Here is a 13041-nt window from a genome sequence, read left to right as displayed (position 1 = left end):
TCTAATCGACGGTGGAGGAAAAATCCCGTGGCAGGTCACTGGTAGGCAGGGTGTCGATGGACAGCGTGAAGCTGCTGCTCGGTCTCGACACAGCGCGTATGTCGCCGATGGATATGCGGCGCATCAAGGCGATCATGGCCGGCTTGGGGTGGGACTACGGCACCCATCGGCTGCACGACCTGGGTAGATCAGACAAGGCCCAGCGCAAAGGTTTCGCGCGGGGCAGCGCCGACGAACGGAAAGTCGAGTACATCGCGCATCGCCGTGAAGATGGGATTGTCGTCATCCGTTCGTTCTGTAGGCAGCCCCAAGAGAAGCCGCCCTTTTGAAGCGCCTGACGCAACCTGTAACGTAACATAAGGCCCAAACTAGGCCTGTACTGCATGCGGGGTACTACGGTGCCCCGCATTTTGTTTTCCGAAAGCTTCTGAGCTAAGTTACGGTTACAAGTTACAAAAAGCCCCGACCCCAGCAGCAGCGTGGGGTGCGCGTACAGGGCCACTGCATGCCGGTGGCGGGGGGGGTGCGGCCGGGGCCTAGGTGGCCGCTACACACCCCGCTGCGGGCCTCTCCGGCGATCCCTGCCACCGGGTCGTGCCCCGCGTTTTTCGCGGCCGCCTCCAAGCATCACCAACTGCTGGCCTTACCCCTCCACGTTCAGCGACATCGTCCGCCAGCTCTCGTCTGAGGGATAGTATTTGATCTTCCCTGAGAAATGTCCCCTCAGCATCGCGCCAAAGCCGTTCTGGGCATCGAAATGGCCCACGATGGAATAGGTGCAATCGCTGCCGGGCCTGCTGCCGTTGTCATACTGCCACGGAAAATTTGCCGTAGAGGGGGCTCGGAGGCGCCGGCGCACATCAGCTTGGATCATGACATAGGCCTCGCCGAGCTTGTCAGGGGTGCATTTCGCCAGCCGCTTAGCGTCAGCCTCAGCCTGCCGCCTGTCCAATACTTTCCGATATTCTGCGGGGTCCATTTCGCTCAGAGCGCTGAGCCAACGGGCATCATCCGTGCGTTTCAGCTCGGTGAGGTAGGCGGCCGGATCGGATTTCTTCAGTTCCGCCAGCTTCGCCTCGTGCTGAGCGTTCGACGTAACTGCACCTGACAATGAAAAGAACGCGGCAACACCCATCACGAGCAGCGCTTTTCCGCGATGCCGGAAGTGGGGAAACCCTTTGCCCGTGACTAGCGTGAAGAAGCTTAGGGCCAGCACGGGAAGGGCAGCCAGAAGGCTTAGGTTAGGATTTTCAGCTTCCAGTGAGCCCAGGACAATCGCCAGCACGAAGAGTTCAGCGATCAACACCTGGATGCGCACAAAACCTCTAATCAGCTTCTTCAACATGAGCGGTCCTCGCAACTAGTCAGCAAGAACTAGGCTGTTGCGATTTCATGGCATTTTTGTGCGCAGAGCACGGCACTGCAAAGGTAATTGAGACTCATAGTCTGTAGATCAATAGTATGCAGATCGTCGCTATGGCGGCATGGAAATCCGTGCGCTCGTGGGCAGAAATGTGAAGAGGTTCCGGGAGGCGAAAGGCCTCTCACAGGAGCAACTTGCCTTCGAAGCTGATCTGCACCGCACATATGTCAGTGGTGTGGAGCGGGGTGTTCGCAACCCGACAGTAGTGATCATCGCCCGGCTGGCCACAGCGCTGGGCGTAGAGCCTAGTAAGTTACTGGAATTGTGAGTATTTTTAGAGGAGGAATGGTGCCGCTGAAGGGACTCGAACCCCCGACCCCATCATTACGAATGACGTGCTCTACCAGCTGAGCTACAGCGGCATTCCTCTCTCGTCGCGGCCCTACTATGGCCCTACTAGTTACTGTGCGCCGCCTCTAAGCGACTGGTTTTGCATGTCATTCCAGCGGAGACCCGCTACTTACGAATGACGTGCTCTACCAGCTGAGCTACACCGGCCCGGTGGCGCGCCTGATAGCACCATCTTTTCGAGGTGTGTAGCCCTAATTTGCGGCTTTTTCCTCCGGCCGCTCCGCGACCACCTCGGCCTCTTCCACCACCGCCTCCCCGACGGGCTCCGCTTCGCCCGGTCCGGCGTGGCCCGGAACGCTCCCGGGGGCGCTTCCGGGAGTGCCGACGATCAGCGGCAGCATCTCGGTCTGGGTCGGGCTCGGGCCGCCGGCATCGGGCGCCTCGCGCCAGCTCAGCGTGTCGAAGCCGCCGCAATTGTGGCAGACCGGGCCCCATTGCGCCTGCACGCTGTTGCACTTGTCGCAGACCCATTGCGGCCCGCGCGAGGCGGTCAGCGCCCGGGTCAGCCAGCCCCGCACCACCGCGTCCTCGGAGCCCTCGCCGCGCTCGATCGCCGCCATGATGGTCAGCGCGCGCTGGGTCGGCTGCTTCTCGGCCAGATCGCCCAGCGCCCGGCGGGCAGCGGGGAAATCCTCGGCGGCGATGTTCAGCTCGGCCAGCAGCAGCCGGGTCTCGGCGTGCTCGGGATGGATCGAGGTCAGGGTCTTGAACCGCTTGAGGCGCTCGACGGCGCTTTCCTCCGGCGCGATCTCGGCGAAGGCGGCGGCGAGGTCGGGATGCGGCTGCGCCTCCCAGGCCTTCTTCAGCACCCGGGCGGCGTATTTCGGTTTGCCGTCGGCGATGTAGCTGCGCGCCGCCATCGCCGCCGCCGGGATCAGGTCGGGCGACTTGCGATTGGCGGCGATCGCCGCCTCGCGCGCCTCGATCGACTTGCCGTGATCGAGGATGTCCTTGGCCTCCTGCAGCGCCAGCACCGCGTCGCGGCGCTTGTGGACGTCGCGCGGCAGATAGCCCGAGCGCGCCTTGGCCGCCAGCGTCGCCCGCGCCCCGGCCCAGTCGGCCTGGCCCGCCTGCAGCTCGAGCAGGATGTCCTGCACCTCCTTGTGGCGCGGCTTGAGCGCGAAGGCCTTCTCGGCCAGCTTCATCGCCGTGGCCGTATCGCCCTCGGCCAGCTTCTGCTTCATGATGCCGCGGATGCCGACGAAGCGGGTGCGGTCATCGGCCAGCAGACGCTTGTAGACCTCCTCGGCCTTCCGGGTGTCGCCGACCATCTCGGCCGCCTGGGCCGAGACCAGGTTGGTCAGGTCGGGCCGGTGCAGCAGGCGCTCGGCGCGCGAGGCTTTCGACATCGCCAGCCGGCCCTCGCCCGAGGCCAGCGCCATGACCCCGTCGGCCAGCGCCTCGAAGCCCTTGCGCTCGCGGTTGCGGTCGAAATAGCGGGTCAGCGCCGTCTCGTCGCCGGAAAGGAAGCGTAGCACGGCGACCAGCAGGCCGACCAGCTTCATCACCAGCCACAGCACGGCGACCAGCAGCAGCGCGGCGATCACCGCCTGCACCGGGCCGAGGGTGAATTCCCAGCCCGCGACGGCGACCTGGAGCCCGCCGCCGGTATCCATCAGATAGCCGGCGCCCAGCGTCAGGCCGGCGACCGCGGCGACGAAAAGCAGAACCTTGAGCAGCGACCAGAGCATCCCGTTCTCCTTACTTGCCGTTCAGCCCGGCCGCGACCTGCCTGGCCGCGTCCAGCGCGTCGATCCGGGTCTGCGCCTGCGCCACCCAGTCGGCCATCTTCTTCTGCCCGGCCTCGGGCAGAGCTTTCAGCATCTCGACGGCGTCCGCCGGCTTGCCGCCGCGCAGCGCCGCCTCGGCCCGCGACAACACCGCGTCCGGGCTGTCGCCCGGGCGCGGGGTCAGCGAGCGGGCGCCGGTCTGGGCCTGCAGGAAGGCCGCGATCCGCCCGGTCACGCTGTCGCCCATCGTCTCGGGGATCGAGGCGGCCAGCGCGGTGCGGGCGGCCTCGGGAAAGCTCTGCTGCAGGTCGGCCAGCGTCGGCACCCCGGTCTCGGCGGCGCCCGACAGCGCCTCGGGCACGGTGACGCCGGCCTTCTGCAGCTCGGCCACCGGATCGATGAAGCTGCCGCCGGCATCCAGTGCCGCCTCGAGCCGCATCAGCGCGCCGCGCGCCGTCGCCGCCCTGGCATCGGCGGCAGCCTTGTCCTTGGCCGCCTGCGCCGCCGCATCCGCCGCGGCGATCCGCTTGTCGACCTCGGCCGACATGGTCGACACCTTCTCGGCCAGCGCCGCGGTCTTGTCGCTCTCGGCCTGGAGCTTGTCGCGCAGCGCCTGCACGTCGCGCTCATAGGCGCCCAGCGCCGAGCCCGAAACGCCGTCGCCCCCCGCGGCCGGCCGCTTCTCGACCGCGGTCAGCCGCTCGTCGAGCTTGGCCAGCGCCGTCTTGTTCGTCTCTATTTCCGCCGAAAGCGCCTGTTTCAGCGCGTCGATCCTGGGCCCGGCATCGCTGGCCGGAACTTGCGCCGCGGCCGTCTTGGCGGCGTCCGCCGCGGCCTGCGCCTGCTTGACCCCGTCCTGCAGCGCGGCGATGGCCGCGGCCTGGTCCGCCAGCGTGGCCTTGAGCGCGGCCGTGTCCTGCCCGGCCGGGCCGAAGGGCAGCCAGCCCTGCGGTCCGAGATATTGCGCGCCGGCAAAGCCGATCCCGGCGGCGACGATGCCGCCCAGAACCAGCGGGAAGAAGCCCGGCCCGCGCTTGATCACCTGCGGCGGAGCTGGGGGCGGCGGCGCTTCGACTTCGGGCTCCGGCGCGTAACCGGGTTCCGGCTCGGGCTCGACATAGTCGTCGTCGACGTAATCATCCTCGAGATAGGAATCGTCGGCCTCGGCCCGGTCTTCCGGCTCGACCACCTGCATCTCGTCAGCATCGGCGTCTTCCTCGGCCTCCACCGGCTCTTCGGCCATGTCTTCCGGCTCCGGCAGCGCGATCTCTTCCGCGTCGTCCGGCTGCCGCTCCGCCGCCGCGACGGGTTCCGCGTCCGGCGCTTCGGATTCCGGGGTCTCCGGTGCCGCGATATCCTCGCCGGAGATCGTCTCTTCGCCGGACGTCTTGCGGCCTGCCATCGGCGCTCCTCCTGAGTTCCCGGGGGGAGGGAATCCGCCCCGTCAGCAATGACTTTGACCGACTGTAGACCGCGCGCGCGGCGCCCTCAAGGCGCCCCGGCTGCGGCAATCCGGTGCGCCAGCAGGTCGAGCATCGCACCGGCATCCGGCCGTTCGGCCGTGGAAATACTGGCCTTGCCAAGCGCCTGCGCAGCCGCGGCCACCGCCGCGCTCATCGCGATCACGTGAAGCGGTGCGCGGGCTTCCGCCGCCGCGTCGACAAGGAGCCGGGCGGTGCGCGGCGAGAACAGCGGAGCGTAGACCGGCGCCGTCCCGGCCAGCGCCGCCCGCGCCTGCGGCGACAGCAGCCGCGGCACCTGGTCGTAGACAATGGCCTCGACAGTCTCGATCCCGGCGGCAGAGAGCCTTTGCGCAATCTCGCCACGCGCATGGGCGCCGCGGAGATGGAGCAAGGGCCCCGCCGGCTTTTCCGCTGACAGCAGCGCCAGCAGCGCCTCGGCATCGCCGCCGGCCGAACCGGCCGCGAACCCGGCCGCGCGCGCCGCCGCCGCCGTGCGGTCGCCGACACACCAGACGGGCAGGTCACGCCGCGAAACCCTCCTGGCATAGGCGCGCACCCCGTTCTCGGAGGTGAAGATCAACCCGCGCGGGGCCTGTGGCAGATCGGCGTCGCGGTCGCGGATTTCCAGCAGCGGCGAGATCACGATCTCGACCCCGTCCCCCAGCCGCTCCGTCACCGCGCGGGCGAAACGCTCGGACTGGGCCTGCGGCCGGGTCAGCAGCAGCACCGGGCGAGAGGCGGTTGCATGGGCCATGCGCTGTGCTGCCATTGTCTGCCTGCCATTGTCTGGGGCCTTTGGCGGTGTTACCTGCTGGAAACTCCTCCTGCAACCGGCACCCCATGACCACCCTGACGATCCTCGGACTGGAAAGCAGCTGCGACGATACCGGCGCGGCGGTGGTGCGCCAACGCGACGGCGAAGCGCCCGAGATCCTGTCCTCGGTCGTCGCCGGCCAGACCGCGCTGCACGCGCCCTATGGCGGCGTCGTGCCCGAGATCGCCGCCCGCGCCCATGTCGAAAAGCTCGACCACTGTGTCGAGCAGGCGCTGGCCGAGGCCGGGCTGGGGCTGGATGCGATCGACGCGGTCGCGGTGACGGCGGGGCCGGGGCTGATCGGCGGCGTGCTGTCGGGGGTGATGTGCGCCAAGGGCATCGCCGCCGGCACCGGGTTGCCGCTGATCGGGGTCAACCACCTTGCCGGCCACGCGCTGACGCCGCGGCTGACCGACGGCCTGCCCTTCCCCTACCTGATGCTGCTGGTCTCGGGCGGGCATTGCCAGTTCCTGATCGTGCGCGGCAGCGACGATTTCACCCGGCTCGGCGGCACCATCGACGACGCCCCGGGCGAGGCCTTCGACAAGGCGGCCAAGCTGCTCGGCCTGCCCCAGCCCGGCGGGCCGGCAGTCGAGGCCGAGGCGGCGCAGGGCGACGCCAGGCGTTTCGCCTTCCCGCGGCCGCTGCTCGACCGGCCGGGCTGCGATTTCTCCTTCTCGGGGCTGAAGACGGCGCTGCTGCGCGCCCGCGATGCGCTGGTGGCCGAGAAGGGCGGGCTGACCCGGGCCGACCGCGCCGACCTTTGCGCCGGCTTCCAGGCCGCCGTCGCCGACGTCATCGCCGAGAAATCCCGCCGCGCGCTGGCCCTCTACCTGGCCGAGGCACCCGCCGCCCCGGCCTTCGCCGTGGCCGGCGGGGTGGCGGCGAACAAGGCGATTCGGGCCGTGTTAGAGACTGTTTCGGCCGCATCCGGGGCAAGATTCCTCGCCCCGCCGCTGAAACTGTGCACCGATAACGCGGCGATGATCGCCTGGGCCGGGATCGAACGGTTCCGCGCCGGACAGCGCGACGGCATGGATCTGTCGGCCCGGCCGCGCTGGCCGCTGGACAGCGCCAGCCCGGCGCTGATCGGCTCGGGCAAGAGGGGAGCGAAGGCATGACGCGGATCACGGTTCTGGGCGCGGGCGCCTTCGGCACGGCGCTGGCGGTGACGCTGGCGCGGGGCGGCGCGTCGGTGACGCTGTGGGCGCGCAATCCCGGCCAGGTGGCGCAGATGCAGAACACCGGCGAGAACAAGGCCCGGCTGCCCGGCGTGAAACTGCCGATCAACGTCGCCGTGACGTCGGAAATCAGCTTCGTGCCCGCCGACGAGCCGGTGCTGCTGACGCTGCCGATGCAGACCCTGCGCGGCTTCCTGTCCGAGAGCCGGGCGCAGCTGGACGGCCGCAAGCTGGTGGCTTGCTGCAAGGGGATCGACCTGACCACGCTGGAAGGGCCGGCCAGCCTGATCGCCCGCGCCTGTCCCAAGGCGGTGCCGGCGATCCTGACCGGCCCCAGCTTCGCCGCCGACATCGCCCGCGGCCTGCCCACCGCGCTGACCCTCGCCTGCGCCGACGACGCGGCGGGCGAGGAGCTGCAACGCCGGCTTTCGACCCCGGTGCTGCGGCTCTATCGCAGCACCGACGTCACCGGCGCCGAACTCGGCGGCGCGCTGAAGAACGTCATCGCCATCGCAGCCGGGATCGTCACCGGTTCGGGCCTGGGCGACAGCGCCCGCGCCGCGCTGATGACGCGCGGCTATGCCGAGATGGCCCGGATGGTGACCGAACTGGGCGGGCGGCCGGAAACGCTGGCCGGGCTGTCGGGCTTCGGCGATCTCGTCCTCACCTGCACCTCGACCCAGTCGCGCAACTTCCGCTTCGGCATGGCGCTGGGGCGCGGCGAGGAGTTCGACCCCTCGGTCACCGTCGAAGGCGCGGCGACCGCCCGCGCCGTGGCCGCCCTGGCCGGGAAGCGCGGCCTCGACATGCCGATCACGGCGATGATCGCGGCGCTGCTTGACCGCAAGCTGACCATCGCCGAGGCTGTCAGCGCCCTTCTTTCCCGCCCGCTGAAACAGGAGTGAGACCATGAGCTTCGCGGTGATCTGCCACGACAAACCCGGCGCCCTGCAGGTCCGCAAGGACAATCGCGACGCCCACCTGGCCTATATCGAGGAGACCGGCGTGGTGACGCTGGCCGGCCCGTTCCTGAACGAAGACGGCGAGATGTGCGGCAGCCTGGTGATCCTGTCGGTCGGCACGCTGGAGGCGGCGCGGGCCTGGGCCGCGGGCGATCCCTATGCCAAGGCCGGCCTGTTCGACAAGGTCGAGGTGACGGCCTGGAAGAAGGTCATCGGCTGATGGCCTACTGGCTGTTCAAGTCCGAGCCCCACACCTGGGGCTGGGACGACCAGGCCGCCAAGGGCGCGGCCGGCGAGGAATGGGACGGCGTGCGCAACTACCAGGCGCGCAACAACATGCGGGCGATGAAGCTGGGCGACCAGGGCTTCTTCTACCATTCCGGCAAGGACAGGGAGATCGTCGGCATCGTCGAGGTCTGCGCCGAGTCCCATCCCGACAGCACGACCGACGATCCGCGCTGGGACTGCGTCGACATCAAGGCGGTGGAACCCCTGCCGACCCCGGTGAGCCTGGACGATTGCAAGGCCGACGCGCGGCTCAAGGACATGGTGCTGGTCAACAACTCGCGCCTGTCGGTGCAGCCCGTCACCGAGGAGGAATGGCAGGTGATCTGCGCCAAGGGCGGCCTGTCCGGCTGAAGTCCCGAGATGCGCAACGCCCGCGGCAGCGGGCGTCGCCACATTGCCTGGCAGGGGGTCAGCCGTAGACCGACTCCTTGTTGAAGTGCTTGACCAGCATGTAATAGATCACCGCGCGGTACTTGTTGCGGTCCGAACGGCCATAGGTGTCGATGACGGCGTTGATCGCGTCCATCAGGTGCGGGCCGTCGGCAAGGCCGAGTTTCTTGATCAGGAAGTTGGTCTTCACCGTCTCCAGCTCTCCCGGGTCCGATCCGGCGACCGTCGAGCTGTCGTCGTTGTAGATGGTCGGACCGCAGCCGATCGTGACCTTGGTCAGCAGATCCATGTCCGGCACCATCCGGCACTTGTTGCGCAGATCGTCGGCGTATTTGGCAATCAGATCGTCTCGCTTGCTCATTTCCGCGTGCTCCCATTCAAATCCGGGCCTGTGGCCGGGTCCGAAATCCTGGACTGCCGCATGCGTTCTGGCCCAGGGCGAGTCTAGGCAAAGGACGTTCGGGAACAAGAAAAAAAGACATCGGGCGCCTTCCCCGAGGGGAAAGCGCCCGACAGATGCCGTTGCGGCGCGATCAGTAACGGTAGTGCTCGGGCTTGTAGGGGCCCTCGACCGAGACGCCGATATAATCGGCCTGTTCTTTCTTCAGCTCGGTCAGCTTGACGCCGATCTTGGCCAGGTGCAGCCGCGCCACCTTCTCGTCGAGATGCTTGGGCAGGATGTAGACCCCCGGCGCGTACTCGTCGCCCTTGGTGAACAGCTCGATCTGGGCCAGCACCTGGTTGGTGAAGCTGGCCGACATCACGAAGGACGGGTGGCCGGTGGCGTTGCCGAGGTTCAGCAGCCGGCCTTCGGACAGCAGGATGATGCGGCTGCCCGAGGGCATCTCGATCATGTCGACCTGGTCCTTGATGTTGGTCCACTTGTGGTTCTTCAGCGCGGCGACCTGAATCTCGTTGTCGAAATGGCCGATATTGCCGACGATCGCCATGTCCTTCATCTCGCGCATGTGCTCGATGCGGATGACGTCCTTGTTGCCGGTGGTGGTGATGAAGATGTCGGCGCTGTCGACCACGTCTTCCAACACGACGACCTCGAACCCGTCCATCGCCGCCTGCAGGGCGCAGATCGGATCGACCTCGGTCACCTTGACCCGGGCGCCGGCGCCGCGCAGCGAGGCGGCCGAGCCCTTGCCGACGTCACCGTAGCCGCAGACCACGGCGACCTTGCCGGCCATCATCACGTCGGTGGCGCGGCGGATGCCGTCGACCAGCGATTCCTTGCAGCCGTACTTGTTGTCGAATTTCGACTTGGTGACGCTGTCGTTGACGTTGATCGCCGGGAAGGGCAGCAGGCCCTTCTTGTGCAGGTCGTAGAGGCGGTGGACGCCGGTGGTGGTCTCTTCCGAGACGCCCTGGATCGCGTCGCGCTGCTTGCTGAACCAGCCCGGGCTGGCGGCGAGGCGCTTCTTGATCTGGGCGAAGAGCGCGACCTCTTCTTCCGAGGTCGGCACCTCGATCAGGCCGGTCTCGCCGGCCTCGACCCGGGCGCCAAGCAGGATGTACATCGTCGCGTCGCCGCCGTCGTCGAGGATCATGTTGCAGGTGCCCTCGGCGAACTGGAAGATCCGGTCGGTGTAGGACCAGTAATCCTCGAGCGTCTCGCCCTTGATCGCGAAGACCGGGGTGCCGCCGGCGGCGATGGCGGCGGCGGCGTGGTCCTGGGTCGAGAAGATGTTGCACGAGGCCCAGCGCACGTCGGCGCCCAGCGCGGTGAGCGTTTCGATCAGGACGGCGGTCTGAACGGTCATGTGCAGAGACCCGGCGATGCGGGCGCCCTTGAGCGGCTTGGAGGCGCCGAACTCCTCGCGCAGGGCCATCAGGCCCGGCATCTCGGTCTCGGCGATGTCCAGTTCCTTGCGCCCGTAATCCGCAAGAGCAATATCCTTGACGACATAATCCATCTGATCTTTCGGCATTCCGCCGCTCTCCTTCGAATGTCCGTGATTGGGGGCCGGGATACCACCCGGGGACCTGCTCGACAATGGCAAGGGCCTGTCGCTAGGGTCACAGCCGGATTCGGAGATCGAAAATGAAGCAACCCCGCGCGTGGCAAAGGATGTTGTCGGGCCGCAGGCTCGACCTGCTCGACCCGACCCCGGTCGATATCGAGATCGAGGACATTGCCCACGGCCTGGCCTTCGTCGCCCGCTGGAACGGCCAGACCCAGGGCGATTTTCCCTATTCGGTCGCCGAGCATTCGTTGCTGGTCGAAGAGATATTCAGCCGCGCCAATCCCGACGCGCCGGCGAAATGGCGGCTGGCCGCGCTGCTGCACGACGCGCCGGAATACGTGATCGGCGACATGATCTCGCCGGTAAAGGCTTCGGTCGGCCCGGCCTATGGCGAATTGGATGCGCGGTTGAGCGCGGCCATTCACATCCGTTTCGGATTGCCGGCCGTGCTGCCGGTGAAAATCAAGAAAGCGATCAAGGCGGCCGACAAGATCTCGGCCTGGCTCGAGGCGGTGCAAATTGCGGGTTTCACGCCGGCAGAGGCAAATCGCTTTTTCGGCAAACTGGCGCAGGAGAAAACGTCCGGTCTGGAAATTCGCCTGCGCCCGCCATTGGAAGTGCGGGCCGACTACACCGCCCGCCACGCCGCCCTGATGGCGGCGCTCGATCACCGCTGACCGGCTAGATCAGCATGTCGTCCGGGGACTTACCGGCCTTCAGCGCCTCTTCCATCCATTTCGGGCGGCGGCCGCGGCCGGTCCAGGTTTGCGACGGATCCGCAGGGTTGGCGTATTTCGGCGGCGCCGAGGCGCGTTTGCGCTTGCCCGCGCCACCGGTGAGTTCGGAAAGGGAAAAGCCCATCTCGCGCGCTTTTTCCTCGAGCTCGGCAAGAGCCTTTTTCTTTTGTCGATCCTCGTAGGAGGCGATGGCCTTGGCGACCTGGGATTGAAGATCTTTCAGCTCTTTCAAAGAAAGGTTGTTAAAATCGATATCCATATACACCTCCATTGATTTACAACCGAAATACGACGCCTAAAAAGCAAGTCAAGAGGGATAATAGGCGACGTTACAGCAAAAATAAAGAAACGGCCCCGCAATGGGGGCCGTCCATTCGGGATCGCCGCCGAATTCAGCGCGGGCTGCGCTTGGCCAGAATGCGCTGCAGGGTCCGGCGATGCATGTTCAGCCGCCGCGCCGTTTCGCTGACATTGCGGTCGCACAGTTCGTAAACCCGCTGGATATGCTCCCAGCGCACGCGGTCGGCCGACATCGGGTTTTCCGGCGGCGGCGGCAGCGCCTCGCCCTTGGCCAGCAGCGCGTTGGTGATGTCATTGGCGTCGGCGGGCTTCGACAGGTAGTCGGTCGCGCCGATCTTGACCGCCGCCACCGCGGTGGCGATCGCGCCATAGCCGGTCAGAACCACGATGCGGGCGTCGGGCCGCTTCTCGCGCAGGACCTCGACCACGTCGAGCCCGTTGCCGTCCTCGAGCCGCAGGTCGATCACCGCATAGGCCGGCGGCCGGGTCGAGGCGATGGCCTTGCCCGCCGCCACGCTTTCGGCCGTCACCGGCTCGAAGCCGCGTTTCTCCATCGCCCGCGCCAGCCGCTTGACGAACGGTTCGTCGTCATCGACCAGCAGCAGCGAACGGTCGGCGCCCAACTGGCTTGCGAGGTCTTCTTCGGCCATCTCCGTTCCTCCACAAGAGAACCTTTCGAATGGTTCTAAAGCGAAGTGGGGGGAGGGTCAATTTTCCTTGGATTTGTCGATGAAGCAGGCCACACGGTCTGCCATTTCCTTCGGCGTCTCGTCGCGCTTGAAGAAATCGACGAAGCCGATTTTCGGAAAGACCAGGTAGGTGAAGGTGGAGTGGTCGATCAGGTAATATTCCTGGCTCGGGTCCTGCACCTTGTAGTAGGTCTTGTAGGCGCGCGAGGCCGCTTTCACCTGTTCCGGCGTGCCGGTGAGGCCGATCATCTTCGGGCTCATGTTCTCGGTGAAGTCGCGCATCACGGCGGGGGTGTCGCGCTTGGGGTCGATCGAGATGAAGATCGGCGTCACGTCATAGCCGCGCTTGTCGAGGATATCGACCGCCTCGGCGTTGCGGGCGTTGTCCAGCGGGCAGACGTCGGGACAGAAGGTATAGCCGAAATAGATCAGCGACGGCTTGGTGATAACGTCCTTGTCGGTGACGGTCTTGCCGTCCTCGTCGACCAGGGTGAAGGGCCCGCCGATCGCCCCGGCGCCACCGGCGATCTTGCCGGTGCGGCATTCGGCGAACGGGTCGGAAGAGGTTCCGTACATGGCCTTGTAGCCGGTGAAACCGAGAACACCGGCGATCACGATAGCGGCAGCGATGGCGTAGACGCGGGTCATGGAGACGGTCCTTCCGTTACATTGGCCGCATTGATCCACGATCTTGCAGCGTCTAACAATGCTTCACCCTGCCTCAGGCGAACACCGAAGTG

At 66.8% G+C, this 13041-nt stretch carries 16 protein-coding genes and 1 tRNA gene; 7 read left to right on the top strand and 10 right to left on the bottom strand.

The features are described 5' to 3' along the window. Positions 1-56 precede the first annotated feature (56 nt). Positions 57-329 (top strand): hypothetical protein, encoded by a 273-nt coding sequence (locus ACFOES_RS18155; protein WP_377834782.1) that lies wholly within the window; start codon positions 57-59, stop codon positions 327-329. Positions 330-643: 314 nt separating this feature from the next. Here the strand turns inward: ACFOES_RS18155 and ACFOES_RS18150 are convergent, their stop codons facing one another. Next, entirely contained in the window at positions 644-1345 is a 702-nt protein-coding gene (locus ACFOES_RS18150; protein ID WP_377834781.1) for a hypothetical protein, read from the bottom strand. Between the two features lie 139 nt (positions 1346-1484). Between ACFOES_RS18150 and ACFOES_RS18145 the strand changes: the two genes are divergently transcribed. Next, positions 1485-1691 carry a helix-turn-helix domain-containing protein gene (locus ACFOES_RS18145; protein ID WP_377834780.1) on the top strand — a complete coding sequence of 69 codons (207 nt, stop codon included), beginning with the start codon at positions 1485-1487 and terminating at the stop codon, positions 1689-1691. 18 nt (positions 1692-1709) lie between these two features. On the opposite strand, the gene ACFOES_RS18140 is transcribed toward ACFOES_RS18145, so the two are convergent. From ACFOES_RS18140 to ACFOES_RS18125, 4 genes are all read right to left on the bottom strand, one after another. Next, a tRNA-Thr gene (locus ACFOES_RS18140) sits at positions 1710-1785 on the bottom strand. 180 nt (positions 1786-1965) lie between these two features. Continuing rightward, positions 1966-3465: a heme biosynthesis protein HemY gene (locus ACFOES_RS18135; RefSeq protein WP_377834779.1), complete on the bottom strand. Its 1500-nt coding sequence runs from the start codon at positions 3463-3465 to the stop codon at positions 1966-1968. A gap of 10 nt (positions 3466-3475) precedes the next feature. Then, positions 3476-4906 (bottom strand): COG4223 family protein, encoded by a 1431-nt coding sequence (locus ACFOES_RS18130; RefSeq protein ID WP_377834778.1) that lies wholly within the window; start codon positions 4904-4906, stop codon positions 3476-3478. An 86-nt stretch (positions 4907-4992) separates the two neighbouring features. After that, the gene (locus ACFOES_RS18125; RefSeq protein WP_377834777.1) at positions 4993-5721 is read right to left on the bottom strand and encodes a uroporphyrinogen-III synthase; all 729 of its coding nucleotides are present in this window, start codon (positions 5719-5721) and stop codon (positions 4993-4995) included. An 86-nt stretch (positions 5722-5807) separates the two neighbouring features. On the opposite strand from ACFOES_RS18125, the gene tsaD reads away from it, so the two are divergent. Genes tsaD through ACFOES_RS18105 form a run of 4 tightly spaced genes read left to right on the top strand, consistent with a single transcriptional unit; the run spans position 5808 to position 8563 of the window. Continuing rightward, positions 5808-6902 carry a tRNA (adenosine(37)-N6)-threonylcarbamoyltransferase complex transferase subunit TsaD gene (gene tsaD, locus ACFOES_RS18120; RefSeq protein WP_377834776.1) on the top strand — a complete coding sequence of 365 codons (1095 nt, stop codon included), beginning with the start codon at positions 5808-5810 and terminating at the stop codon, positions 6900-6902. Continuing rightward, positions 6899-7867 carry an NAD(P)H-dependent glycerol-3-phosphate dehydrogenase gene (locus tag ACFOES_RS18115; RefSeq protein ID WP_377834775.1) on the top strand — a complete coding sequence of 323 codons (969 nt, stop codon included), beginning with the start codon at positions 6899-6901 and terminating at the stop codon, positions 7865-7867. The genes tsaD and ACFOES_RS18115 overlap by 4 nt, the downstream gene beginning before the upstream one ends. Before the next feature lie 4 nt (positions 7868-7871). Next, the gene (locus ACFOES_RS18110; protein ID WP_377834774.1) at positions 7872-8144 is read left to right on the top strand and encodes a YciI family protein; all 273 of its coding nucleotides are present in this window, start codon (positions 7872-7874) and stop codon (positions 8142-8144) included. Beyond that, entirely contained in the window at positions 8144-8563 is a 420-nt protein-coding gene (locus ACFOES_RS18105; RefSeq protein WP_377834773.1) for an EVE domain-containing protein, read from the top strand. The genes ACFOES_RS18110 and ACFOES_RS18105 overlap by 1 nt, the downstream gene beginning before the upstream one ends. A gap of 58 nt (positions 8564-8621) precedes the next feature. Here the strand turns inward: ACFOES_RS18105 and ACFOES_RS18100 are convergent, their stop codons facing one another. Both ACFOES_RS18100 and ahcY read right to left on the bottom strand, forming a co-directional pair. Continuing rightward, positions 8622-8963 (bottom strand): DUF2853 family protein, encoded by a 342-nt coding sequence (locus tag ACFOES_RS18100; protein WP_377834772.1) that lies wholly within the window; start codon positions 8961-8963, stop codon positions 8622-8624. 172 nt (positions 8964-9135) lie between these two features. Beyond that, the gene (ahcY, locus tag ACFOES_RS18095) at positions 9136-10539 is read right to left on the bottom strand and encodes an adenosylhomocysteinase (RefSeq protein ID WP_377834771.1); all 1404 of its coding nucleotides are present in this window, start codon (positions 10537-10539) and stop codon (positions 9136-9138) included. A 113-nt stretch (positions 10540-10652) separates the two neighbouring features. On the opposite strand from ahcY, the gene ACFOES_RS18090 reads away from it, so the two are divergent. Continuing rightward, positions 10653-11252, top strand: coding sequence for an HD domain-containing protein (locus tag ACFOES_RS18090; protein ID WP_377834770.1), 600 nt, complete (start codon positions 10653-10655; stop codon positions 11250-11252). 4 nt (positions 11253-11256) lie between these two features. Here the strand turns inward: ACFOES_RS18090 and ACFOES_RS18085 are convergent, their stop codons facing one another. The 3 genes from ACFOES_RS18085 to ACFOES_RS18075 form a co-directional block, all read right to left on the bottom strand. Then, positions 11257-11571 (bottom strand): H-NS histone family protein, encoded by a 315-nt coding sequence (locus ACFOES_RS18085; RefSeq protein WP_377834769.1) that lies wholly within the window; start codon positions 11569-11571, stop codon positions 11257-11259. 133 nt (positions 11572-11704) lie between these two features. After that, complete coding sequence (locus tag ACFOES_RS18080) at positions 11705-12262, bottom strand: ActR/PrrA/RegA family redox response regulator transcription factor (protein WP_377834768.1); 558 nt, start codon at positions 12260-12262, stop codon at positions 11705-11707. Positions 12263-12319: 57 nt separating this feature from the next. Then, the gene (locus tag ACFOES_RS18075; RefSeq protein ID WP_377834767.1) at positions 12320-12949 is read right to left on the bottom strand and encodes an SCO family protein; all 630 of its coding nucleotides are present in this window, start codon (positions 12947-12949) and stop codon (positions 12320-12322) included. Between the last annotated feature and the right edge of the window lie 92 nt (positions 12950-13041).

Origin of the sequence: Acidimangrovimonas pyrenivorans (genome assembly GCF_042643245.1) — a bacterium.
In the GTDB taxonomy this organism is placed as follows: domain Bacteria; phylum Pseudomonadota; class Alphaproteobacteria; order Rhodobacterales; family Rhodobacteraceae; genus Acidimangrovimonas; species Acidimangrovimonas pyrenivorans.
Note: the sequence above shows the minus strand (reverse complement) of the source record. Positions and strands in the feature narration are given on the sequence as shown.